Origin of the sequence: Pseudomonas sp. PDM14, assembly GCF_014851905.1 — a bacterium.
GTDB lineage: Bacteria > Pseudomonadota > Gammaproteobacteria > Pseudomonadales > Pseudomonadaceae > Aquipseudomonas.
The window spans coordinates 1238298-1262238 of the sequence record NZ_JACVAQ010000001.1 but is presented as its reverse complement, the minus strand read 5'-3'; the positions used below and the strand labels follow the sequence as shown (position 1 = coordinate 1262238).

Below are 23941 nucleotides of genomic sequence, written 5' to 3'. Positions count from 1 at the left end.
GAACGTCCTCAGAACGTCACGCCAAAGCTGGCGCTGATGAAGTCTCGATCACCGTTGGTGGTGTAATCGCCGCCGAAGTAGTCGGTGTAACTGATGCTGGCTTCGTAGTTGGACAGGTACTTGGCGCTGAGGCCGACACTGATGGCCTTGCTGCCTTCGGTGAAGGTCGGGCCGTAGCCGTCCACGTCGTGCGACCAGGCCAGACTCGGGCTGAGGTCGAGACCGCCGATCACGCCGTTGTAGGTCAGGCCGGCACGCAGGCGATAACCCCAGGAGTTGCGGGTGAAGAAGCCGTCGTTGTTGCAGTACTCCGGGCGACCGCTGAGCAGCGTGCTGCACAGGTCGTTGCCGTCGGCGTCGAAGTACTCGCCCGGGCCGAAGTGGCTCGCTCGGCCGAATCGGTATTCGCCGTAGTCACCCTCGTTGATGCCGTTGAGGTGGGTGAAGCCGACCTCTCCGATCAGGTTCATACGGCTGGCGCCGAGCACCTGGTCGAAGGTCTGCACCACGCTCATCTGCCCCTGGGTCATGGGCACACGGGTGTAGCCGTGGATCTCGTCGCCGGGGATGCCGGAGTTGGGGATCACGCTCGGCACGACCGGCGCCAGGCGCAGGGTGGCGTAGGTCAGGTCGTCGATGGCCAGCGGCATGTTCGGCCGGTAGCTCAGCTCACCCTCGACGGACGCGGTACCGACGGTGGTGTTGAAGCTCAGGCCGTACAGGCGGATGTCTTCCGGGTACTCGAGGAAGTACTGGGCGCTGGCCGCGCCGAAGCCGGGTGCGGCGAACGGGTTGGGCGCGCTGCTGATCACCGAACTGCCTACCGGGGTGCGGCTGTGGTAGTTCAGGTAGTAGGCGCTGATTTCCGTGTCGTTCAGCTCGGGCACGAACCAGCGCAAGGCGACGCCGAACTGGCCGCTGTCGCGGGCGTCACGGTCGCCGCCGCGTGGCAGGTAGAGGGTGTTGCCGTTAAGGCCGCTGTTGTCGGATTGCCCCGGTTCGATGTCCGCGCCGCGTACCACGTAACGGTCATCGCAACCGTCGGCGACGATGTCCGAACTGGCGAAGAAGGTGCCGCAGTTGTCGGCGACGGTCTGGTCCCATTCCAGCTGGTAGAAGGCTTCCACGCTGACCGCCTCGGCCAGGGTCTGCTGCAGGTAGATCATGTTGACCGGCAGCAGGCCTTCCTTCAGTTCCGAGCCGGGGCGGCGCAGGGCGTTGGCGTCCAGCGGGTTGATGCTGTTGATGCCGCCGCTGATGAAGGTACTGCCACCCCAGCTGACCACCTGCTTGCCGACGCGCACCGAGCCGGGCCGGTCGGCGACCTCGTAGTTGTGGTAGACGAAGGCATCGAGCAGCTCCACGCCGGACGACTGCGCGCCGCGTTTGCGGTTGTCGTCGCGGATGTCGTAGAGCAGCCGGCTCTCGTCCTTCAGCTCGAAGTCGTACCAGTACTTGCCGCGCAGGAACACGCCGGAGTCGCGGTACTTCAGTTCGAGGTCATGGATGCCCTTGAAGATCTTCGAGAAGGTCTCGCCCTTCTTGAAGTTCAGGCGGGCGTCGTCGGAGGTGCGCGAGTCGCCCTTGCCGCCGTTGCCCTGGGCAATGAAGTCCGGGTCCGGTGCACGCACCGCCCAGCTGGCGCCGATGGAGAGGGCGGAATCGAGCTGCCCTTCCACTTCACCGATGTTGAAATTGACCGCTTGGGCGCCGGCCATGTAGCCCGCCGTCGCCATTGCCAGAAAGGCTGCGCCGGGCAGGCCGGGCCGCTTGATGGATGGTTTCACGTCTCTTCACCTTTGTTTTTGTTTTCGATGCGGAATGCGGCGGGCCGTGTTCCGAGACATCCTTAGGCTTGAAGATCGACATATATGTACAAAAATAATCTACATGTATGAATCAATCTCCATTAGACGCTATACGTACGCAAATCGGATGTAAATCTGTACGATTTTTGTGCATGCATGGCGACGCCGGCCGCCAGTGACCTGGCGGCACGCATGCACGCGGGAGGGAAGGGGCGGCGCCAGCGCCGCTATGGCGCGTGACGACGCCGCAGGCGGGGAGCTATCAGCCGGGCAGGGCGCCGGTGTAGCGGGCGCGGTGGCGGACCAGCGGCTGCTGGTTGTACTGCTCGCTGGCGTGGGCGAACCAGCCGATCAGGCGGGCGACCGCGGCGAGCGCCAGCTCCTGGCCGCCGAGGTTGAGTTTGCGACCGACGAAGCTGACCAGCAGGATGAACTCGGCCGGGTGCTGCACCAGCTCCTCGGCTACCTGCATCGCCTTGAGCAGGCGCCGGTATTCCGGGTCGTCGGCGAACATTGCATCAAGGGTCTTCTTCAGGCTGATCGCCCGTGGGTCGGCGATGCTGTGCACGTGGTGGGCGGTGTGCGCGTTGGCGCAGAAGCCGGGGATCTCGCCGCCCTGGCTGTAGTACTGGAGGATCGGCTCGGCCGGGTCCTTGGCGTTGCATATGTCGTCCAGCAGGTGGCTGACCGCCTCGTTGCGGCCATAGGCCACGCGGCGCCCGCGGGCCGTGGCCAGGCCGGTGATGGCGGCGTAGTAGGGCGTGACCCCGGTGTTCGCCGCGGCGCGCACGCTGTAGGTCGAGTGGTCCAGCTCATGGTCGATGCACAGGATCAGCATGCGTCGGATCAGGTCGGCGAAGCGCTGGTCGACGCCGCAGGACGAGGCGATGAACTCATGCAGCGGGCGCGTATCCGGGGCGCGGTTGCCGACCACCAGGGCGGCGAACCAGCGCACCACGTCGGCGCCGGTGCGCGCGTAGCCTTCCGGCGACAGGTCGAAGGCCTTGGGGTTGACCCGTTCCACCAGGGGAAACAGGGCGATGGCCTTCTCGATCACGGTGGTGTTGGCGTACAGCTCGAACAGCTGGTCGACCCCGGCCGGCATGTGCGGCAGCGAGGTGCCGAAGGCGCCCGGCACCTGCCAGAACATCTCCGCGACTTCCTCCACCGTGGCGGTCTCCACCAGCTCGTTGATGTCGCGGCCGCGGTAGTAGAGGCCGTCTTCGGTGAGCAGGGTCAGCGAGCTGTAGGAGTCCACGCTGCGCTTGCTGCCGGCCTCGCCATTCTTCGGCCCCTTGACCAGGCGCTGGATGTCCGCCGCCCAGTAGCGCCGCTTGCGCGAGCCCTCGACCTTGAGCGAGCGGATGTTCTTGCGGCCGACGTAGGCGTAGAGGGTCGGCAGGTTGACGCCGAGCAGGGCCGCGGCCTCTTCGGCGGAGAGGTAGAGCTCGTCTTGTTGGGTCATGGCAGCCTTATATGGACGATATGTGTACAGATTTACCGATGTTAGTCGACTGTTTACATTCTTGTAAATGGTGGTGCGGGCGCGTCTATGTCGACGCTTTCGGCCGGTAATGGGCTCTCGGAAAAGGCTGTTCTCATGAAATCCTCACGTCTCGCGTTGTTCGTAATCCCCGCCGTGCTGATGCTGCCGCTGGCGGCGCAGGCGGACGCCCCCGGCTTGCAGGCCGTCGGTGTCGGCGTCTCGCTGGCGCAGAGTCCGTATGCCGGCGCCGACACCTCGCTGTCGCTGCTGCCGCTGCTCACCTACGAGGGCGAGCGCCTGTTCGTGCGCGGCCTGCGGGCGGGCGTGCACCTGTACCAGGGCAATGGCTTCGGCCTGGACGTGATCGTCGCCGGGCGCTTCGACGGCATCGATGCTGACGACTTCGGCCGCGAGGAACTGGCCGACAACGGCATCGACCGCGACCTGCTGGACGACCGCGACGACGGCATCGACCTGGGCCTGCACGCCACCTGGAAGGGCACGCTCGGCGAGCTGCAGGGCAGCGCGAAAGGTGATGTCAGCGGCGCCAGCGGTGGCTACGAGGTGAGCCTGGAATACGGCTATCCCGTGGCGCTGGCGGGTGCGACAGTGACCCCCTCGGTGGCGCTGAGCTACCTCTCCGGCGGGCTCGCCGATTACTACTACGGCACCCTGAATGACGAGGAGTCGCGCGGTGTGGCGCGCTATCGTCCGGGCAGCGTGGTGGTACCGAGCCTGGCCCTGAGCGTGTCGCAACCGCTTGGCGAGCGCTGGTTGCTGAATGGCGAGGCGAGTTACCAGCGCCTGCCCGGGCGCCTAGCCGACAGTCCGCTGCTGGACGGCGACGCCGGCCAGTTCGGGGTGAAGGTCGGCCTGTCCTGGTTGTTCGACTGATTGGTGTACGAAAAAAATACAGATTTACGATTAATTCATCAATGTGTAGGTTTTGCCCATCGTGCACACGAGGCGCCGCCTGCGCCTGCTGCACGTGTCCCTACCTGAACGCGTTTGCATAACAAGGATAAGAAAATGGCTTGGGTTGGCTTTGCGATGGTTATCGTGTTCATGACGTTGATCATGACGCGGCGCTTGTCGGCAATCGTCGCCTTGATCCTGGTGCCGGTGGCCTTCGCCCTGGCCCTGGGGCTCGGCTCGCAGATGGGCACGATGGTGCTGGACGGCGTCCTCAAGGTCACCCCGACCGCGATGATGCTGATGTTCGCCCTGCTGTATTTCGCGGTGATGTTCGACGCCGGCCTGTTCGAGCCGGCGGTGAAACGGATCATCCGCTGGGTCGGCAACGACCCGCTGCGCATCACCCTCGGCACCGCTGCGCTGTCGACCGTGATCTCGCTGGATGGCGACGGTGCGACCACCGTGCTGGTGGTGGTTACCGCCTTCCTGCCGGTGTACCTGCGCCTGGGCATGAACCCGCTGATCCTGGCGGTGATGCTGCTGCTGACCAACACGGTGATCAACATCGTGCCCTGGGGCGGGCCGACCGCGCGTGCCGCCAGTGCGCTGCACGTGGATGCCATGGACGTGTTCGTCGGCCTGATCCCGGCCATGCTGATCGGCCTGGTCTACGCCTTTGCCGCGGCCTGGTGGCTGGGCAAGCGCGAGCGTCGGCGTCTCGGCTGGGTGCCTGGCCAGCATGACGGGGCGGCCCCCGAGCTGGAGCGCAAGGTCAAGGACAGCCATCGCCCGCGGCTGTTCTGGGTCAACCTGGCGCTGACCCTTGGGCTGGTGGTGAGCATGGGCCTGGGCCTCGGCCCGCTGCCGGTGCTGATGATGATCGCCCTGGCCCTGGCGCTGGTGATCAACTACCCGCGCCTGGCCGACCAGAAGGAACGCATCGCCGCACATTCGGAAAACGTGCTCAACGTGGTGGCGCTGATCTTCGCCGCTGGTGCTTTCACCGGGATTCTCACCGGCTCGGGCATGGTCGATGCCATGTCCCAGGCCTTCCTCGACATGGTGCCGGCCAGCTCGGGACCGTACATGAGCGTGATCACCTCGCTGGCGGCGATCCCCTTCACCTTCTTCATGTCCAACGATGCCTTCTTCTACGGCATCCTGCCGATCCTCAACGGTGCCGCCGCGCAGTACGGCGTGGATCCGCTGTTCATCGCCCGCGCCTCGGTACTGGGGCAGCCGGTGCACGCCCTCAGCCCGCTGATCGCCGCCCCCTACCTGCTGGCCGGGTTGCTCAAGCGCGACATGGGCGAGCTGCAGCGCTACGGCTTGGCCTGGGCGCTGGGCTGTTCGGCGGTGCTGATTCTCTCGGCGCTGGCCACCGGCGCGATCATCTAGCGCTCCTCTTGCGTCCTGCCATTCCCCGCTCGCCATGAGCCGGGGAAACGGCGGCGGCTTGCCGCCAGAACGTCAGCGCGTGCCGGCATACGGCGCGTGGCTGGTCCGTTGAACGCCGCTGCCGAGGCGGCCCCGTGATTCGATGAGGCGATGCACATGCCCGAAAAATCCCCCCGCAAGGTGCTGGTCACCCAGCGCTTCTTCGACCCCGAGAGCCTGGCCTACCTGCACGGCCACGGCTGCGAGGTGCACATCGCCGAGCTTGCCGAGGGGCAGGGCGACGCCGACCTGAGCCAGGCTCAGCTGCTCGCCCTGCTGGCCGATGTCGACGCCTGGATCGTCGGCCACGCCTGGATCACCGCCGAGCTGCTGGCGCAGTTGCCGCGCCTGCAGGTGATCGCCCGGCGCGGCGTTGGTTACGAGCGCGTCGACGTGGCCGCCGTGCGCGCCAGTGGCAAGGTCGCGACCATCGCCGTCGGCGGCAACGATGCCAGCGTCGCCGACCATGCGCTGGCGATGATGCTGGCGCTGGGCCGGCGCCTGGGCGATTCGAAGGCGCGCATGATCAATGGCGACTGGGCCATCGCCCTGGGCAGCGACCTGTACGGCAAGACCGTCGGCATCATCGGCCTCGGCCGAATCGGTCGCGGCGTGGCCAGGCGTCTGGCCGGTTTCGATGCCCGCGTGCTGGCGTATGCGCCGCACCCGGACTGGAACCACGCACGCGAGTCTGGCGTGCAGCACGTCGACCTCGACACCCTGCTGGCCGAGAGCGACTACGTGACCCTGCATGCACCGTTGCTGGCGGACACGCGCTTTCTCATCGACGCCCTGGCCCTTAATCGGATGAAGCCCACGGCGGTGCTGATCAACACGGCCCGCGGTGGCCTGGTCGACGACCGCGCATTGCTGGAGGCATTGCTGGACGGCGCCATCGCCGGTGCCGGCCTGGATGTCTTCCTCAGCGAAACCGACTCCAGTTATCGCGCCACCACCGAGGCGTTGCTGGCGCTGCCGAACGTGGTAGCGACCCCGCACAGCGGGGCCTCGACCCATGAAGGGCTGCAGCGCACCAACCTGATCGCCGCACAGTGCGCGGTGGCGGTGCTGAATGGCGAGACGCCACCGGCGGCCTGCGTGATCGCCGATGGCCGCGATCCTGCCGCGGTCACCACGAGCCTGCCGCAGGAGGTGCAGCCATGAGTACCCCGACCCTGGCCCGGCGCCTCGCCCGCTACGCCTGCGAGCTGAACGCCGAGACATTGCCCGAGGCGGTGCTCGCCTGCGTCCGCCAGCGTCTTCTCGACAGCCTCGCCTGCGTTCTCGGCGCCTATGGCGCGAAGCCGGTCGAGGCCGCCATCGCCTTGGCGGCGCAGACCCCGCAGGCGGCGTCGAGCGTGTTTGGCACGACGCTGCGCACCACCCCCTGAACTGGCCGCGTTCGCCAACGGCAGCATGGTGCGCTTTCTCGATTACAACGACGGCTACATGGGCCTCGAACCGGGCCACCCGAGCGACAACATCCCCGCCTGCCTGGCGCTGGCCGAGGCCGAAGGGGCGAGCGGCCGCGAGCTGATCGCCGCCATCGTCGTCGCCTACGAAATCCAGATGCGCCTGCAGGACGCCGCCAGCCTCAACAAGCGCGGCTGGGACCACGTCAACTACATCAACGTGGCCATGGCGGCCGCCGCGGCGCGCCTGCTGAAACTGGACGAGGCGCGCACCGAGCAGGCGATCAACATCGCCCTCAGCGGCCACCTGGCCATGCGCCAGGTGCGCTCCGGGGCGCTGTCGGACTGGAAGGGCTGTTCGGCGGCCAACGCCGCGCGCAACGCGATCTTCGCGGCGAACCTGGCGCGCCACGGCATGACCGGGCCGGCGCCGGTGTTCGAGGGCGAGATGGGCCTGTTCAAGCAGGTCACCGGCGAATTCGCGCTGGATGTCGAGAACTTCGGCAGCGCCGCCAATGGTCGCTTTGCCATCCTCCGCTCGCTGACCAAGACCTTCCCCACCAATGGCGAACTGCACACCGCGGTGTGGGCGGGCATCGATCTGCGCGGGCGCCTCGCCGACCTCGCGCAGGTGGAGGCCATCCATATCGAAACCTCGGAATTCAACCGCCGCGTGCTTGCCGATTCGGCGGAGAAATGGCGACCGCGCACGCGTGAAACCGCGGACCACAGCCTGCCCTACAACGTCGCGCGTGCCTTGCTGGATGGCGACATCAGCCTGGCGTCCTACGCGCCGGAGCAGATCGCCGACCCGCGCGCCATCGCCCTGATGAGCCGCACCACGGTGACCGAGGACCCGGCGCTGACGCGGCTGTTTCCGCGCTACCTGGCCAACCGGGTAACGCTGCGGCTGACCTCGGGCGAGACGTTGAGCAGCGAAATGCTCAGCGGCCCCGGCTCCCTGGAAACGCCGATGGGCGATGCCGACTTCGAGCGCAAGTTTCGCAAGATGGCGCAGCCGCACATCAGCCAGGATGCCCAGGATGAGGTACTGGCATTCGTCGCGCGGCTGGAGCGGCAAACGCAGTATTCGCCGTTGTTCGCCGCGATGCTCAGGCGCGGCTCGCGCTCCACAGGCTGATTGTTGTGATGACGGCACGCCCCGCTGAGCGCGGGCGGTGTAAATTCGGTCGTCTCGCACAGCGCCAGGACAGCCATGGACATCTTCACTGCCATCTATCAGGTTTTCGAACGGGCCGCCGCGGGCGACAAGCAGAGCCTGGCGCTGCTGGCGGCGCTGTATGTCTGTGCGGTCATGGTGTCTTCGGCGATGTACCTGTGGCTGATCTGGCGCTGGCCGAGCACCACCGGCCAGCTTGTTCGTTGTGATGTGGCGATGTTCGGCGCCCGTGATTACGTGCCGTCGCAGCAGGAGTACGTGGGCAAGGTCGCCTACACGTACGAGGTGGATGGCAACGCCTACAGCGGCAATCGCCTGTCGCCTTGGAAAGTCATGGCCAGCGCCAATGGCCGCTTTGTGCTGCAGGCGCAGATGCGCGGGATCGAGGTCGATCCTGCCGGGCGGGTTACGGTCCACTACAACCCGCGCAAACCCGCCAAGAGCTACCTGATCCGTTCCGGGCCGTTCAAGCAGGCTGTGACGTTACTGGCCGGGCTGGCTCCGGTGCTGGCCTATTGGTGGTTCTTCGCGCGTTGAGCTGTGCGCTCAGGAAACCAGTACTAAAGAACTATTTGCTGGCCGGGCACGGGGCGTAGAATTTTCGCCGCATTCTTGGCCCCCGGTTGCGCAGGCACCCCGTATGAAAACGTCACCAGTCATCAGCCGCTGCGAAACCCTGCTTGAACTGCTGCCGACGCAATACCCGCAACCTGCTTCGCGGTGTGCCCGCAAGACGCGCCAGTTGATCGAGATCCAGAACGAGATCATTCGCGCCTACAGCAACTCGCAACTGAACGACGACGATCTGATCATTGCCAGAACCCTGATCGAGCGTATCGCCGACGAATTCCACCCCTGATCGTTGCCTGCCCGCGTTACCGAGCACCATCGCTGCCGTTGCCCATCCGCCGACCGTTCTGCTGTAGCCTGACGCGCTGCGAGCTGGGCGGGACTGCTCGCATGTTCTGGAGATCACGCATGACCGGCAACCGCGGGCCCTATGGCGCCCGTTACACGACACCTGCCAGTGGGCTGCGCGCATGATTGCGCTGTGGGATGTGCCAGCCTACGCCGGCCTGTTCTTCTCCGCGCTGGTTGCTGCCACGCTGTTGCCGATGCAGTCCGAGGCCGTGCTGGTCGGCTTGCTGCTGACCGAGCGCTATCCCGTGGCGGCGCTGTTGCTGGTGGCGACGCTGGGCAACGTGCTGGGCTCGGTGCTCAATTGGCTGCTCGGTCGCTACATCGAACGCCTGCGCCACAAACGCTGGTTTCCCATCAGCGAGGCGCGGCTGCACCAGGCGCAGCGCGCTTACGGGCGCTTCGGCCGCTGGTCATTGCTGCTGAGCTGGGCGCCGGTGATCGGCGATCCGCTGACGGTGATGGCCGGGGTGTTGCGTGAGCCGTTCTGGCGCTTCCTGTTGCTCGTCAGCCTGGCCAAGGCCGGCCGTTACCTGCTCCTCACCGCGCTGACGCTCGGCTGGTTGGCGTAGCCCGCAGCGAACGGCGTTGCACCGTTGATCCGGCCCGCTTGCGCCACTGGGAACAGCGTCTACGCTCGTTCGTTCGAGCAAGGAGGCTGAGTAATGGAACGATCAGGAGCAACGGTATTTACCAAGGGCGCGTTCAGCGTGGTGCAGTGGGTCGTGGAGCGCCCGGATGGCACCACCGAGATTCGCGGTTATCGCGTGCGCGGCCCCGGCGTGCCGGATGCGTTGCTACCCACGGCGGTCGTCGCCAGCGCCATGGTGCAGCAGTTGACCAAGCGCCGCCCCGGCATACGCCTCTGACGCGCGTCGCCGGCGCGTAAACAGCAACGCCCCGTCCTGCGGGGCGTTGTGCATTCTGCGGTTGCCCGCGCGGCGACGCGGGCAGTGACCGCCGCCTTCATGCCAGCCGCGTGCCGGTCATGCCGAGCATGATCGCCAGCGACACCAGCGCCGCGCCGGCGGCGCCGAACCACCAGATGCGGTTGGCCGTCGCCTGCGCGACGTCGTGGGCGAGCAACACCACGCGCAGCCCCGAGACGAGGTGGGCGAGGATGAAGAACACGCCGAGGGCGTAATGCGGCAGCAGGCGAATGCTCCACGGGTCCATGATCAGCCCGGTGGGTGCGCCGGTGGCGAAGGCCCAGTCGGTCTCGATGCCGGCCCAGGTGCGGGCGAAGACGAACACCGCGTTCAGGTGGCCGAGAATGAACACCGCGAGGAAGACCCCCGAGGCGAGCTGGAACAGACGCTGGAAATCACCGCCCCGCGCGCTCCACTGCCATGCCAGGCGCAGCCCGGACACCACCTGGAAGAGCAGGGCGGCGACCAGCAGCGCCTCGACCACGGGCGCGCGGTAGAACTGCCGGCCCCAGTCCATCAGGCGGGCATGACTTTCTTCGCCGGCCAGGCTGAACAGGTGGTTGAACAAATGAAAGCCGACGAACAGCGTCACCAGCAGGCCGGCACTGCCGTGGGCCACGCGCAGCGCTGGGCTGCTCGCCGAGGCGGTATGCCCTGCGCTGGCGCGCGGGGTAACCAGGCTGGCGCACAGGGCGACCAGCAGCCAGGCCGGCGTCCAGAACCAGGCGTCCGCCACCGGGCTGCCGAGCATGTACAGGTTGACCCCGACGAAGCAGTACAGCGTCGGCGTCGCCACCAGCAACAGGGCCAGGCGCCGGGCACGGATAGCGCCGGGCTCGCGGCCATCGGCGCGACAGGCCAGGTACAGACCCAGCGCCGGCACGACGAACATGGCCAGCAGCAGAAGCGCGGATCCCGGGGTGACCGCGCCGTCGGCCTTCACCCGCAGGTGGAAGGCGTCAAGCAGGAAGGGGTAGAAGGCAGCAATCAGCGGCGGCAGCCACAGGGACCAGCGCTGCAGCAGCGGCCAGGTGCCGGGGCGGCTGGGCAGGCCGCGCGCGTGGGCATCGAGCATGGGCATCTCCTGAACGAGACAGATGAGCGAAGAAAACCCGGACGACACGCGTCCGGGTTGGAAGGGGAGCGCCTGGTGTGAACCCGGCGCCGGGCTTCAGGCGACCACGGGGATCAGCGGGTCGGCGGCGGCCAGGGCGGTGTCGCGGTTGGCTACCGGCGGGTAGATCCACTGGGTGTTGATCTGGGTCTTCAGCTCCTTGCCTTCGGCGCGGGTCAGCACCACCTTGCGATCCCAGCCTTCGGTGTACACGGCGCCCCAGGCGCCGAGGTCGAGGCAGGTCACGTACTTGACCTGGCTGTACGGCAGCGGTGCGACACCGAGCAGGTCGGCGGCGGCGTTGTTGCCCGCCGAGCGACCGAGGGCGATGGCGTGCTGGCAGGTCATCAGTGCGTAGTTGCCGAGGTCGTCGCTGGCGGCGTAGGCGGTGTCGCCGGTGGCGAAGATCGAATCCTGGCCGAGCACCTTGAGGGTGCGGTCGACATGCAGGCGGCCCTGGCGATCACGTTCGCCCGCGACCAGCTGGGTCAGCGGCGAAGCCTTCACGCCGACCGCCCAGATCACGGTCTTGGCGTCGATGCGTTCGCCGTTGGCGAGGATCACGCCGTTGCTGTCCACTGCCTGCACGGCGGAGCCCAGGTTCCAGGTCACGCCCAGCTCGTCGCTGGCTTCGGCGACCACGTCGGCGATGGCCTGGCCCATGGCCGCACCGACCGCATTGCCGGAGTCGACCACCACCACCCGCACGTCGGCATCGGCACCGAGGATTTCCCGCAGGCGCCCCGGCATTTCGGTGGCGGTTTCGATGCCGGTGAAGCCACCGCCGACCACTACCACGGTGTTGCGCTCGGGGCTTGCCGGCAGGTCACGCAGGCCTTGCAGGTGGCTGTTGAGCTTCTCTGCCGACTCGTAGCTGTCGACGTCGAAGGCCAGGTCTATGCCGCTCAGTGCGGCAGGACGGGCCACCTGGCTGCCGGCGGCCAGCACCAGGCGATCGTAGTTCAGCACCTGCGGGGCGCCGCTAGCGTCGGTGTAGGTAACGCGCTTGGCGTCGGCATCGATGCCGGTGGCGGCGCCGCCGATGAAGTTGATACCCACGGCGTCGAACAGCTCGCTCAGCGGGGCCACGGTCGGGGTGATGTCGCTTTCGTAGAAGCGCGGACGCACGCGCAGTTCGGCTTGCGGCGCGAGGACGGTGACGCTGACGTCGAGGCGTTGCTGCTGGTCGAGCAGGCGCACGGCGCTGAGGGCACTCCACAGGCCACCGAAGCCGGCACCGATGATCAGGATTTGTTGGTTCATGTGGGTCACTCCCTAACGAAGATGGAAAACGGCTGAATTCGAACGACGGGGTCAGTGTGCAATGGACGTGGATCATGGTATTGATCCAATTGTGCGATAAAGCACTGGTCCACTTTGAGCGCCCATGCCCCGCGAAAAACGCCCCTCGCAAGGACTTTCCCTGCCCCTGGGCACACCGCCCGCCGATGCCAGCCTGCAGGAGTGGCTGTACCAGAGCCTGCGCGAGGCGATCCTTGGGGGGCGCCTGCCCAGCGGCAGCCAACTGCCCAGCACCCGCGCCCTTGCGCAGCACTATTCGCTGGCGCGTGGCACCGTGCAGGCGGCGTATCAGCAGCTGTTGTCGGAGGCGTATATCCAGGCGCGGGCGGGCAGCGGCACCTACGTCAGCGAGGTGCTGCCGGACGCCACGCTGCATGCCGGTTATGTGCGACGCAAGGTGGTGCCCAATGTCGAGCCGCCACGGGCGCCACCCGATACGCCGTGGGTCGAGCGGCTCGGCGCGATCAGCCCGGTGTTCGGCCGTCGCGCGGTGACGCCCGGTCTGCGTCCGTTCTTTCCCCACCGTGGCGATGTGCGCGCGTTTCCCGTCGACACCTGGCGCAAGCTGCACATCCAGCAGCTGCGTTCGTCACGCCTGAGCGCACTGTTCGATTCCGATCCGTCCGGCCTGCCGGCGCTGCGCGAGGCGATTGCCGGCTACCTGGCCATCGCCCGCGGCGTGCAGGTGTCGGCGGAGCGCATCCTGGTGCTGAGCAGCGTGCAGCAGGGCATCGACCTGTGCCTGCGCCTGCTGGTGCCGCCCGGCGAGCAGGTGTGGGTCGAAGACCCCGGCTACCCCGGCACGCGGCAACTGCTCGAAGTCTCCGGCTGCCTGGCCGTCGACGTGCCGGTGGACCGCGACGGCATTCGCGTTGACGAGGGCATCCGCCGCGCTCCGAAGGCCCGCCTGGCTTACGTCACGCCGTCACGCCAGCTGCCGCTGGGTGGCGAGTTGTCGCCGGCGCGGCGCCTGGCGTTGCTGCGTTGGGCCAGCGAGAGCGGTGCGTACATCCTCGAAGACGACTACGACAGCGAGTACCGCTTCATCGCCAAGCCGATCCCGGCGATGCGCTCGTTGCCGGCGGCGGACAGCTCGGTGATTCTCGCCGGCACCTTCAGCAAGTTGTTGTTCCCGGCCATTCGCCTGGCCTATCTGGTGCTGCCGCCGCAGCTGGTGGAGAGCTTCACCCGCGCCTCCGCGCTGATCAGCCGCCACGCCAACAGCCTGAGCCAGGCGGTGCTCGCCGACTTCATCAACGAGGGACATTTCGACCGTCACGTGCGGCGCATGCGCAAGCGCTACGCTTCCCGGGCCGAGGCGCTCAGCGAAGCGGCGCAGCGCCATTGGCAGGGGCTGATCGAGGTGCCGGAAATCCGCGCCGGGCTGGACATCGCCTGCCACCTGCAGGTGGCCGACGAAGCCCGGGCCTGCGCCCGTCTCGCCGAGCAGGGCATCGACGTGATGCCGCTCGCGCGCTACTGCGGCACGCCCCGTGCGCCGGGGCTGGTACTGGGCTTCGCGCCGTACGAGGAACGCTCGATCTTCGACGCGGCGCAGGTGGTGCAGAAGGCACTGCAAGGGCTGCGCTGAGGTCGATCATGGCCCAGTCGAAAGTGCGGGTCTTGGCTCTGGGTGACCGGGCCAAGCCTGGATAGATTTGCCATCACCGGGCCGCTGTCGTTGCGCACAGGCGGACAGGCTGCGGCGCCCCTTCAATCCTTCAGAGCGAGTCATTCCATGAGCCAGCGCCTCGACTATTTCAAACTCTCCCCGCAAGCCTCCAACAAGTACGTGGAGTTCACCATGCTGCTGAGCAAGAAGCCGTTTCTTGCCGAGCTGGCCCACCTGGTGATGCTGCGTGCGTCGCAGATCAACGGCTGCGCGTTCTGCGTGGACATGCACGTCAAGGAAGCCAAGATTCACGGCGAGCGCGAACTGCGCCTGCACCATGTCGCCGTATGGCGCGAGTCGCCGCTGTTCTCGCCGCGTGAACGTGCCGCGCTGGAATGGACCGAGGCGCTGACCCAGCTGCCGCCGCACGGGGTTTCCGAGGGCGTGTACGCCAGCGTGCGCGAGCAGTTCTCCGAGCAGGAGCTGTCCGACCTGTCCTTCCTGGTCGTCGCCATCAACGGCTGGAACCGTCTCAACGTGGCGTTCCAGGCGGTGCCGGGTTCGTCCGATCAGCTGTTCGGCCTGGACAAGGCCAACCTCGCCTGAGGCCTCACAGCGCCTGGCGGATCAGTTCGCCGAGGCGCTGTGCCTGCGCCGGCGAGGTGCAGTTGGTGAAGCTCAGCAGCAGCGCCGAATCGGGCTGCGCCGAGGCTGACCAGCGCGACAGCGCCTGCACCGCGATGCCGTCTGCCAGCAGACGGTCGGCCAGCGGACGGTCGCTGCGCTCGCCCGGCAGGCGCAGCACCAGGTGCATGCCGCCCGGTGACGGTTCCACCCGCAGGCGACCCTCCAGCCCGCGCTCCAGCGCAGCGATGGTCTCGGCCCGGCGTTCGCCGTAGAGCCGGCGCATGCGCTGGATGTGCCGGGCGAAATGGCCCTCGGCGATGAAGTCGGCAACGATGGCCTGGGTCATGGTCGGCGTCGCCGCGGCGAACAGCGCACGCCCGACCCGCTCGAAGGTGGCGACCTGTGCCTGCGGCACCACCAGGTAGCCGAGGCGGATGCTCGGAAACAGCACCTTGCTGAACGTCCCCGCATAGAACACCCGACCATGCCGATCGAGGCTGGCGAGCGCCGGCAGCGGGCGGCTGGCATAGCGGTATTCGCCGTCGTAGTCGTCTTCCACCACCCAGGCGTCATGCGTCGCGGCCCAGTCCAGCAGCGCCTGGCGACGCGGCAAGGAGAGTGCCATCGACAGCGGACTCTGGTGCGCGGGGGTGACCACCGCCAGCTGTGCGTCGCCGGCCTGGGCGATGCCGTGCTGCACGTCGATCCCCTGCGCATCCACCCTGACCGGCACCGGTTCGAGGCCGAACTGGCGGAGGATCTGCCGCGTCAGCGGATAGCCGGGGTCCTCGACCCAGGCGCGCCCGCCGGGGCTGAGCAGCGCATGGGCGACGAACGCCAGGCTGCTGCGCCAGCCGCTGGTGATGAACACCTGATGCGCGCCGCAATCGATGCCGCGCGACACCTGCAGGTAGGAGGCGATGGCGCTGCGCAGCGAGGGCAGGCCGTGCGGCGGCGGGTAGTCCATGTCCGCCGGGCGCATGCCGCGCAGGTAGCGCGCGCCGAGCCGCGCCCAGATCTTGCGCGGGAAGGCATCCAGCGCCGATACCCCCATCTGGAACGGCAGCAGCTGCGACGGCCGCCAGAGCACGTCGGGTGTTTCGTCGCCCGGTCTGGCATCGCTCGGCGGCGGTGCGCTGGGCGTGGCCAGTGCCTGCAGTTGCAGCTGCGGGTTGACCACCGTGCCGGCCTGGCCGCGGGCGAGCAGGTAGCCCTCGCTGGTCAGCAGCGAATAGGCCAGTTCGATGGTGCCGCGGGCCACGCCGAGTTCCTTGGCCAGGGCGCGTGCCGAGGGCATGCGGTCGCCAGGGCTGAGCGTGCCGGCGGCGATGGCGGCCTGCACCCGCTCGTAGAGCTGGCGGTACAGCGGCGTGTCGGGGCGCTCGGCGAGCGGGGCGAAGGTGTCGAGGAAGGGCTGGGTCATGGCCTAGTCACAATGTCCATTCATGGCTCCTGCGATTATGGCATCGACGGCCTAGGATGCAGCCATCACTCACGGACCTGCGATAGCGCCATGACCCATTCGCCCAATCATCCCCTGACCAGCGTGCTCGATCTTGCCGACCCGGCGCTGCGCCCGCTCGACGGACCGCGCGACTTGCGCAGCGCCTACCCGTTGATGCACGAACTGCGTCCGCACCTCGCCAGCGAGGCCGAGTTCGTCGCCCGCGTCGAGCGCATGGGCGCACAGGGCTACCGCCTGGTCGGCGCATTCGACGGCAGCATGCTGGTGGCGCTGGCCGGCTACCGCCTGCAGGAAAACCTCGTCTACGGCACCTTCCTCTATGTCGACGACCTGGTGACGAGTGAAGCCAGCCGCGGCGGCCAGTGGGGCGCCAGGCTGCTGCGGGCGCTGGACCGCGTTGGCCGTGCCGAAGGCTGCGCGCGCCTGGTGCTCGACACCGGGTTGGCAAATTCCCGTGCGCAGCGCTTCTATTTCCGTGAAGGCCTCTACAGCGGCGCGCTGCGCTTCCAGAAACTCCTCGACACCCACTGACACTCATTCAGGAGGCCAACCGCCATGACATCGACCCCTCCGGGCAGCACGCCGCTGCACGTACTGCGCCTAATCGGCAGCCCGCGTGGCGCCGATTCCGAAAGCCTGCGCCTGTCCCAGCAGGTCATCGAAGGTCTCGCCGCGCAGGCCGGCGGCCGCGCCATCAACCTGCTCGACTACGACCTCAACCAGCTGGCCCATGTCGATGCGCCCTATGCACTGGCGCTGGGCTCGGCGACGGCGTCCAGCAACGGGCAGGACGGCGACGCACTGTGCCGCTCGGATGCCCTGATCGACGCCCTGGATGCCGCCGACGTGCTGCTGATCGCCACGCCGATGCACAACTACACCGTGCCCTCGGCGCTCAAGGCCTGGATCGATCACGTGGTGCGGGTGCGCGTGACCTTCACCCCGACGCCGCAGGGCAAGGTCGGCGTGCTGCGCGACCGTCCGGTGTACGTGGCGATCTCGTCGGGTGGTCTGATCAGCGGTGAAAGCGCGCGCCAGCCGGACTTCCTGCGGCCGTACCTGCGCGTCGCGCTGGGCACCGTGGGCCTGCACGACCTGCAGTTCTTCACCGTCGAAGGTACGGCCCGTGGCGAGGACGCGCTGGAGGAGGCGCGTGCCCTGGCCGGTCGCGCGATCACCGCGTTCTTCAGTCTTGGCTAGGTGCGGTCACGCACGCTGCAGGTGAACTGAGCGCCGTCGGCACATAGCGGCAACTGGGGTGGTAGAGGAGGCCAGGCCGATGGCCGTGTAGCGCCGGGCGATCATCAGGCCCGCGTCGTCCAGGTTCCGCGGGCCTTCCACCTTGATCGCCTGGGCGATACGTCTGCGCTCGGACTCCCCGTCATCGATCACCCCGCTGGGGAAACCGGGCAGGCAGGTCCGCGGGCTTCTGCGCTGCGGCGTGCCGCTACTGCTTCGCTTGCAGGCACTACTCGTTCACGTTGTGATAACGCGCCGCAACACGATCCTGCCTGATCTCGGCCAGCAGGCCTTTGCGCAAAGAGTCATAAGCGTCCCAGCGTTCTGCAGCCTGCAGTGCAGGCATGGTTACTAGCTCGCGACGATCAAAACCAATCAGTGCGGCATCGACCAGCTCGTCCACTTCCATCATTGCCGGCAAAGAGTTGAGGTCATTGCCCGAACGCGCCCATATCTCGGTACGGGTTGCAGCGGGAAGCACCGCTTGCACATAAACCCCTTTCGGAGACAGCTCCAGATGGAGCCCCTGGGAGAGGAACAGTACGAAAGCTTTGGTTGCCCCATATATCGACATGCCAAACTCAGGCGCCAGGCCTACGACTGAACCGATATTGACGATTGCACCTTCGCCAGTCTTCACAAGCCGGGGGGCGATGGCATTGGATAGCCGAGTCAGGGCAAGGATATTGAGCGCGATCAGGCGATCAATGGCGCCAGCCGCTTGGTCGATGAAACTGCCGGACTGGCCAATGCCGGCGTTGTTGATCAGTATGCCAATCCGGGCATCATCGCTGAGTCGCGCCTCGACAGCGGCCAGGTCTGTGGCATCCGTCAGATCGGCTTGCAGCACATCGACACTGATGCCGTTGGTTTCGCGCAAACGAGCCGCGAGCGTTTCGAGCCGAGCCTTGTCGCGCGCAACCAGGACAAGGTCATGGCCGCGAGCAGCAAACCGCTCTGCGTAGATTGCCCCTATCCCGGAGGATGCACCTGTGATGAGAACTGATGGACGGTTGTTCATTGGTTTTGCCCTTGGTTTTGTGGGGATTACATGAGATTGGTGACTTAGCAGTTCGTCTGCCACTCGATGCTTGCGACGTGACGCCCTCAGGCCTGATTGGCGAGAGCAACAACCTGGATTACGGCTTTGCCCCTGGTGCGTCCTCCCTCGACATACGCCAGAGCTTCGTTCGTCTCCTCGAATGGGAAGACCCTGTCGACCGTCGGCCGGATGGCGCCGCTGTGGATCAGCTCCCCTAGTGTTGAGAGTTGCTCGCCACTGCCTCGCATGAACAGGAAGGAGTAGCCGACCCCCTGTTTCCCAGCCTTTTTACGAATCTTGCGACTCAGCAGCCCCACGATCATTTGCACCAGCTTGGGCATGCCGTTGTTTTTGGCGAACTCGGGGTCGGCTGGGCCGGAAATCGTGATGAGCTGGCCACCGGGCTTGAGTATGCCCACCGATTTCTCCAGTTCTTCACTGCCCAGGCTGTGCAGCACCAGGTCGTAGTCGCGCAGCGTCTTGGCGAAATCGTCCTTCTTGTAGTCGATGACAATGTCCGCGCCGAGGCTTTTCACCAGCGCGACATTGGCGCTGCTGGTGGTGGTCGCAACGCTCGCACCCAGATGCTTGGCCAGCTGGATCGCCAACGTGCCGACGCCGCCGGAACCTGCATGAATGAAGACCTTCTGTCCCTTGCGCAGATTGCCTTTCTCAACCAGTGCCTGCCAGGCAGTGAGGCCAACCAGCGGAATCGAGGCAGCCTCCGCCATGCTCAGGCTGGGCGGTTTCAGGGCGACGTTGGATTCGGCCACCGCGATGAACTCGGCGAAGGTGCCGATACGACGGGTATCGGTGCGGGCATAGACCTCATCGCCCGGCTTGAAGCGTTGAACCTTGGTGCCTACCTGCGTCACCACACCGGCCAGGTCATTGCCCAGCACCAATGGCAGGCGCAGAGGCAAAATCCGCTTGAGCGCACCACTGCGAATCTTCAGATCCAGCGGATTGATGCTCGCGGCATGAATCCGCACCAGGACGTCTTGCTCGCCCAGCTTGGGCTCCGGCACTTCGGCCAGGTGCAAGGGTTCCTGCTTTCCATAACGCTCGATTACGAAGGCTTTCATTGATCTCACCTGAGTTCACTGCGCGATGGGTGGCGCCTGATGGCGCCACCGAATGATTGAACGATCCCCTGAACGCGTTCAGCGAATGCCTTGGGCCCTGAGAGCGGCCGGCACGAACTCCGACTTGCTCGCCTTGAAGCCGAAAGTGATGGGCTGTGCGCTGTTGTAGGTCAGGCCGAATACCAGGTAGCGGCCGTTGGTGAAGTCGTAGATGGCCTCCCCTGCGTACCAGGGGGTATCGGCGTAGTCGTACTGCACGTGGAAGCCTTCGGAGAGCCGCCACAGCACGCCGCGGCTGTCGTAGTGCTCAGCCAGGGCAATCTGCCAGGTGTCTTCATCGATGTAGAACACGCGCTTGGCGTAGATATGGCGCATGCCCGGCTTGAGGGTGCCGACCACTTTCCACACGCGATGCTTCTCATAGCGCAGGTAGTTCGGGTTGAGGTGTCCCTTCTCGATCAACATGTCCGAGGTCAGCTCACGACTGGTCAGGCGGTAGTTGTTGTAGGGGATGTAGATTTCCTGCTTGCCTTCCAGCGTCCAGTCGTACCGATCCGGCGAGCCGGTGTACATGTCGTAGTTGTCGGACGTGCGCAGGCCATCGGCAGCGGTGCCGGGGCCGTCATACGCGACTTGCGGGGCACGCCGCACACGCCGCTGCCCAGCGTTGTAGAGCCAGGCCAGGCGCGGTTCCTTGACCTGATCGATGGTTTCCTGCACCAGCAGGATGTTGCCCGCCAGGCGAGCCGGGGCGGTCACCTTCTGTGTCGAGAAGATCATGATGTTGGCATCGCGGACCGGGTCGAAGCCACTGAGGTTCTCCGGCCAGGCCGCACGGTCTTCGAGCTGGACCTGGCTGAAAGAGCCGTTGGTCTGCGTGATGACCTGGGTATGGGTGCGCAGCAGGCTGCCGCCGCGATAGCGCATGAAGTGGTTCCACAGCACCTCCACCCCGCTCTTGGGATGGATGAACGGGTAGTAGCCCTGGTAGTCGAGTACGCCATTGCCGCCTGGCACCAACTTGGCCGTTTGCGAATTCTTGCCCGCAGCCGCGTACACATAATCGGGGTACCTGGCCGTTCGCCTCGTCTCGTAGACGTCCAGGCGATAGCCGTTCGGATTGCGGCGCAGTTGCTCAATCTGTCCGGGGGTGAGGTTGTCCCGGTAGGTCTCCAGATTGCTGGCATCGATGGAGAATTTCACCGGGTCATCGGCGAAGGGATCGACGAACTGCTTGCCGATGTCGCTCCACGTCACGTTACGGCTGAAGCCGCCGGTCCAGGCCGGGATTGAACCGTCTGCATTACCGGCTGCCTCGGCGCCCAGCGGCGTGAATTCCTCTGCTGCAGCGAGGCTGGCACTGACGGTCATGGCGACCAGCAGCATCGATAGGGCGATGGGCTTAGTCATGAGCGTGCCCTGCCTGCGCCAGTTTCTGCTCGACCAGATCCAGTGCCTGGCGTGCCTGATTGGAACCCAGCGCTTGCGCCTGGAGGAACCAGCTGTGAGCGTATTCCAATGCCGAAAATATCTGGCTCCCATCGCTGGCAAGGGCCAGGTGGCAATTGCCGGCGGCGATCGCAAGATCCGCCGTAATCAGACGATCTTCCAGTTCATTGGTGACGCAGTTGTCGTAGGGTTCGGCCTGCGCGGTGGCGACGACGAAAAACGCCGTCGCAGTCAGGAGCTGCTTGATCATGGGATAGCCTCGGATGCTCGTTGTTTGGTTCTATTAAAGAACCTTGCGACGAGAAATTAGGTGCTATCATGAAACCTGTCAACACCTTTTCTTGTCGGCGGCTTGAAACCGCTCACTCACGCGGAGATCTGCACGTGGAACGAGTTACCTTCGAGGATCGCAATTGCTCGGTAGCCCGCTCGGTTGACGTATTGGGCGACTGGTGGAACCTGCTGATCATTCGCGAGCTGCTTTGGGGCACGACGAAATTCGATGAATTCCAGCGCAACCTGGAGATTTCCAAGGGCATCCTGTCCAAGCGCCTGAAGCTGCTTCAGGACTACGGCATCCTTGTGAAGACCGCCGTCGGCAGCGGCACCGAGTACGCCCTGACCGAGAAGGGCCAAGCGCTGCACGTGATCATCATTGCGATGCTGCAGTGGGGCGATAAGTGGAATCCGCTGGAAGAAGGCGCCCCGCTGATTCCGGTCAATCGCAAGAGTGGAGCCGCCATTGCCCCGGTCAAATTGACCGATACCAATGGCCAGACGCTCGCGCTGGAGGATCTGAGCCTGCGTCCCGGCCCGGGTGCGGACGGCTCGACGCTCGAGAGATTGGCCAGGTTGCGCGAGGCGGCTCAACGCAATCGCTGATCAGATCAACCCAGGCACGGGCGTTTGAACACGGGCACGCCGCTCGGAGAAGCGTAGGCTGACGAAGGCCAGCAGCAGGAACATCAGCGAGGCAAACAGCAAGCCGGTGTAGCCGAACACGGGATAGAGCGCCCCTGCTGCAGCGGAGCCGAAACCGATCCCGCCGAACATGAACGACGCGGTCAAGGCCAGGGCAATGCCGCGCTGTTCCGGCATCAGCTCGACGATGCGTCGCTGCTGCGACGGCCAGACGATATCGGTGGCCAACGCCCACACCACCAAGGCCAGCAGCAAGCCTGCAAGCTGTCTCGGCATCGCCGCCAATCCAAGCAGATCCAATGCCAACAGAGCGATACCGACCAGCAGCAGACGCTCGGCACTGACACGCGGTGCCAGACGCGTGACCAGCAGATTACCCAGCACGCCCGCCACGCCCAACACAGCGAGCGCCAGGGTGATATCGCTCGCGCTGCCGTGGAAATCGTTGGCGATGATCGGCGCGAGGAAGGCGTACGTGGTGAACACGCCCGAGGTCACGAAGAACACCACCAAAAAGGCGCTGAGCGACGTGGCCTGTGTCAGCAATGCCAGCACGCTGGGTAGTGCGACGCGCTGTCCTGCCACACGATCCGGTACCCACCGCATGATCATCATCGCTGTGATCAGGCCGCTGGCACCGATGCCAAGGAACAGGCTGCGCGCGCCAAACTCGTGGGCGATCCAGGCGCTGATCGGCATGCCGGCGAGGCCGGCGATACTCAGCCCGAGCAGCACGATGGCTATCGCGCTGCCCTGTTGCTCGCGCCGTACCAGGTTCGACCCCAGCGCGCCGAGCACAGGCCCGATGAAGCCCGCCCCCAGCCCCATCAGCACCCTGGAAAAAACCAGCGTCTGATAACTCGAAGCAACGGCGAACAGCAGCGCCGCGGCGCTGAAGATCGACAGCCCGAGCAATACCTGCGAACGGCGGGGCAGATGGCCCAGTGTCACCTGCAGCATCGGTGCGGCAACCGCGAAGGTAACGCCGAACACGGTGATCAATAGCGCGCTCTGCGCACTGCTCAAGGCCCAGGTGGTGGCAATCGCCTCCAGGCTGCCGACGACCGACAGCGCGCCGACCGCCTGAACGAAATAGGCCAGGCTGAGCAGGCGCAAGGCGAGACGATCAGGCGCGCTGATGGGGGTGTGCATGGTGCTCTCCAAAGAGGCGCGAAAAACGCCCGATCTCATGCAGAGATCGGGCGCCGGGCTCAGGCAACGGGGATGGGGTTGTCGATGATCGACTGGTTGAACTGCTCCACCAGAGCGTGCTCGTTCGGCCCGACATTGGCGCGCAGTGCAGCGATGCCATCGACGATCACCTCGGTGGTGGCCGTTTCCAGCTTGGCCAGGGTTTCGGTGATGAATGCCTCCAGCGGCATGGCACGCGGGTCACCACTCTTGTGGATCAGGTCGGTGTCGACCCATGGCGGCGCGATCTCCAGCACCTTGACGCTGGTGTTTCGCAGCATGAAGCGCTGCGACAGGCTGTAGGAATGAATGGCCGCCTTGGTTGCCGAGTACAGTGCGGTGACGGCAATCGGGATGAACGCCAGCACGGAGCTGTTGTTGATGATGGTGGCATCCGGCTGGCGCTTGAGGTGCTCGACGAAGGCCGCGCTGACGCGCACCGGGCCGAGCAGGTTGGTGGCCAGCAGGCCGACGGCCTGCTCGTCGTCAAGATCGCCCGATGCAGCGTTGTCGAACGGCATGATGCCAGCGTTGTTGATCACCACGTTGAGGTTGGGGTGACGCGCGATCACCTGCTGAGCGACCTGCTTGATTTGCTGCGGATCATTGATGTCCAGCACCACCGTGTCGATGCCGGGGTTGGCGTGGGCGATTTCGTCCAGCAGGGCCTGACGGCGACCGGCGATGATCACCTTGTTGCCGCGCTGGTGAAAGGCCTCGGCCAAGCCACGACCGATGCCCGAGGTGCCGCCGGTGATGAAGATGGTATTTGCGCTGAGTTTCATGCTGTTTCTCCTGATAAGGGGACA

At 65.9% G+C, this 23941-nt stretch carries 25 protein-coding genes; 14 read left to right on the top strand and 11 right to left on the bottom strand.

Going from position 1 to position 23941, the window contains the following annotated elements:
- Positions 1–8: 8 nt before the first annotated feature.
- Together IB229_RS06000 and IB229_RS05995 are read right to left on the bottom strand one after the other, a co-directional pair.
- A complete protein-coding gene (locus IB229_RS06000; RefSeq protein WP_412547774.1) occupies positions 9–1787 on the bottom strand; it encodes a DUF1302 domain-containing protein in 1779 nt (592 codons plus the stop codon).
- 283 nt (positions 1788–2070) lie between these two features.
- Positions 2071–3273 (bottom strand): citrate synthase, encoded by a 1203-nt coding sequence (locus IB229_RS05995; RefSeq protein WP_192325919.1) that lies wholly within the window; start codon positions 3271–3273, stop codon positions 2071–2073.
- A 135-nt stretch (positions 3274–3408) separates the two neighbouring features.
- Here IB229_RS05995 and IB229_RS05990 point away from each other — a divergent pair, with 135 nt between their 5' ends.
- From IB229_RS05990 to IB229_RS05950, 9 genes are all read left to right on the top strand, one after another.
- Complete coding sequence (locus IB229_RS05990) at positions 3409–4188, top strand: MipA/OmpV family protein (protein ID WP_225578920.1); 780 nt, start codon at positions 3409–3411, stop codon at positions 4186–4188.
- Positions 4189–4323: 135 nt separating this feature from the next.
- A complete protein-coding gene (locus IB229_RS05985) occupies positions 4324–5607 on the top strand; it encodes a CitMHS family transporter (RefSeq protein WP_192325917.1) in 1284 nt (427 codons plus the stop codon).
- A gap of 156 nt (positions 5608–5763) precedes the next feature.
- Complete coding sequence (locus IB229_RS05980) at positions 5764–6810, top strand: phosphoglycerate dehydrogenase (RefSeq protein WP_192325915.1); 1047 nt, start codon at positions 5764–5766, stop codon at positions 6808–6810.
- On the top strand, positions 6807–7037 hold the full coding sequence (locus IB229_RS22020; RefSeq protein ID WP_192325913.1) for an MmgE/PrpD family protein: 231 nt from the start codon (positions 6807–6809) through the stop codon (positions 7035–7037). The genes IB229_RS05980 and IB229_RS22020 overlap by 4 nt, the downstream gene beginning before the upstream one ends.
- Positions 7009–8199 (top strand): MmgE/PrpD family protein, encoded by a 1191-nt coding sequence (locus IB229_RS22015; RefSeq protein WP_192325911.1) that lies wholly within the window; start codon positions 7009–7011, stop codon positions 8197–8199. Before IB229_RS22020 ends, IB229_RS22015 begins: the two co-directional genes overlap by 29 nt.
- A 75-nt stretch (positions 8200–8274) precedes the next feature.
- Positions 8275–8775: a DUF3592 domain-containing protein gene (locus IB229_RS05965; RefSeq protein ID WP_192325909.1), complete on the top strand. Its 501-nt coding sequence runs from the start codon at positions 8275–8277 to the stop codon at positions 8773–8775.
- A 103-nt stretch (positions 8776–8878) separates the two neighbouring features.
- On the top strand, positions 8879–9097 hold the full coding sequence (locus tag IB229_RS05960; RefSeq protein ID WP_192325907.1) for a hypothetical protein: 219 nt from the start codon (positions 8879–8881) through the stop codon (positions 9095–9097).
- Between the two features lie 181 nt (positions 9098–9278).
- Positions 9279–9728 carry a YqaA family protein gene (locus IB229_RS05955; protein ID WP_412547773.1) on the top strand — a complete coding sequence of 150 codons (450 nt, stop codon included), beginning with the start codon at positions 9279–9281 and terminating at the stop codon, positions 9726–9728.
- 93 nt (positions 9729–9821) lie between these two features.
- Entirely contained in the window at positions 9822–10025 is a 204-nt protein-coding gene (locus tag IB229_RS05950; RefSeq protein WP_192325905.1) for a hypothetical protein, read from the top strand.
- 97 nt (positions 10026–10122) lie between these two features.
- Here the strand turns inward: IB229_RS05950 and IB229_RS05945 are convergent, their stop codons facing one another.
- Both IB229_RS05945 and IB229_RS05940 read right to left on the bottom strand, forming a co-directional pair.
- Positions 10123–11160: a hypothetical protein gene (locus tag IB229_RS05945; RefSeq protein ID WP_192325903.1), complete on the bottom strand. Its 1038-nt coding sequence runs from the start codon at positions 11158–11160 to the stop codon at positions 10123–10125.
- Positions 11161–11256: 96 nt separating this feature from the next.
- On the bottom strand, positions 11257–12462 hold the full coding sequence (locus tag IB229_RS05940; RefSeq protein WP_192325901.1) for an NAD(P)/FAD-dependent oxidoreductase: 1206 nt from the start codon (positions 12460–12462) through the stop codon (positions 11257–11259).
- Between the two features lie 124 nt (positions 12463–12586).
- Here IB229_RS05940 and IB229_RS05935 point away from each other — a divergent pair, with 124 nt between their 5' ends.
- Both IB229_RS05935 and IB229_RS05930 read left to right on the top strand, forming a co-directional pair.
- Positions 12587–14092 carry a PLP-dependent aminotransferase family protein gene (locus IB229_RS05935; RefSeq protein ID WP_192325899.1) on the top strand — a complete coding sequence of 502 codons (1506 nt, stop codon included), beginning with the start codon at positions 12587–12589 and terminating at the stop codon, positions 14090–14092.
- Between the two features lie 147 nt (positions 14093–14239).
- Positions 14240–14719, top strand: a complete 480-nt coding sequence (locus IB229_RS05930) for a carboxymuconolactone decarboxylase family protein (RefSeq protein ID WP_192325897.1) — start codon at positions 14240–14242, stop codon at positions 14717–14719.
- Positions 14720–14723: 4 nt separating this feature from the next.
- Here IB229_RS05930 and IB229_RS05925 read toward each other — a convergent pair whose 3' ends face one another.
- Entirely contained in the window at positions 14724–16163 is a 1440-nt protein-coding gene (locus IB229_RS05925) for a PLP-dependent aminotransferase family protein (RefSeq protein ID WP_192325895.1), read from the bottom strand.
- Positions 16164–16253: 90 nt separating this feature from the next.
- On the opposite strand from IB229_RS05925, the gene IB229_RS05920 reads away from it, so the two are divergent.
- Together IB229_RS05920 and IB229_RS05915 are read left to right on the top strand one after the other, a co-directional pair.
- On the top strand, positions 16254–16736 hold the full coding sequence (locus IB229_RS05920; protein ID WP_192325893.1) for a GNAT family N-acetyltransferase: 483 nt from the start codon (positions 16254–16256) through the stop codon (positions 16734–16736).
- A gap of 24 nt (positions 16737–16760) precedes the next feature.
- Entirely contained in the window at positions 16761–17405 is a 645-nt protein-coding gene (locus IB229_RS05915) for an FMN-dependent NADH-azoreductase (protein WP_192325891.1), read from the top strand.
- Between the two features lie 268 nt (positions 17406–17673).
- Here the strand turns inward: IB229_RS05915 and IB229_RS05910 are convergent, their stop codons facing one another.
- The 4 genes from IB229_RS05910 to IB229_RS05895 all read right to left on the bottom strand — a co-directional run bounded on the left by IB229_RS05910 (position 17674) and on the right by IB229_RS05895 (position 21270).
- Positions 17674–18465 (bottom strand): SDR family NAD(P)-dependent oxidoreductase, encoded by a 792-nt coding sequence (locus tag IB229_RS05910; protein WP_192325889.1) that lies wholly within the window; start codon positions 18463–18465, stop codon positions 17674–17676.
- 86 nt (positions 18466–18551) lie between these two features.
- Entirely contained in the window at positions 18552–19571 is a 1020-nt protein-coding gene (locus tag IB229_RS05905; RefSeq protein WP_192325887.1) for an NADP-dependent oxidoreductase, read from the bottom strand.
- A 78-nt stretch (positions 19572–19649) separates the two neighbouring features.
- Complete coding sequence (locus IB229_RS05900; RefSeq protein ID WP_192329282.1) at positions 19650–20957, bottom strand: DUF1329 domain-containing protein; 1308 nt, start codon at positions 20955–20957, stop codon at positions 19650–19652.
- Positions 20958–20973: 16 nt separating this feature from the next.
- Positions 20974–21270, bottom strand: coding sequence for a hypothetical protein (locus IB229_RS05895; protein ID WP_192325885.1), 297 nt, complete (start codon positions 21268–21270; stop codon positions 20974–20976).
- Between the two features lie 68 nt (positions 21271–21338).
- Between IB229_RS05895 and IB229_RS05890 the strand changes: the two genes are divergently transcribed.
- Entirely contained in the window at positions 21339–21902 is a 564-nt protein-coding gene (locus IB229_RS05890; protein ID WP_225578919.1) for a winged helix-turn-helix transcriptional regulator, read from the top strand.
- Here the strand turns inward: IB229_RS05890 and IB229_RS05885 are convergent, their stop codons facing one another.
- Positions 21903–23093: an MFS transporter gene (locus IB229_RS05885; RefSeq protein ID WP_192325883.1), complete on the bottom strand. Its 1191-nt coding sequence runs from the start codon at positions 23091–23093 to the stop codon at positions 21903–21905. It lies immediately after the preceding gene.
- A 59-nt stretch (positions 23094–23152) separates the two neighbouring features.
- Positions 23153–23917 (bottom strand): SDR family oxidoreductase, encoded by a 765-nt coding sequence (locus IB229_RS05880; RefSeq protein WP_192325881.1) that lies wholly within the window; start codon positions 23915–23917, stop codon positions 23153–23155.
- Positions 23918–23941 lie beyond the last annotated feature (24 nt).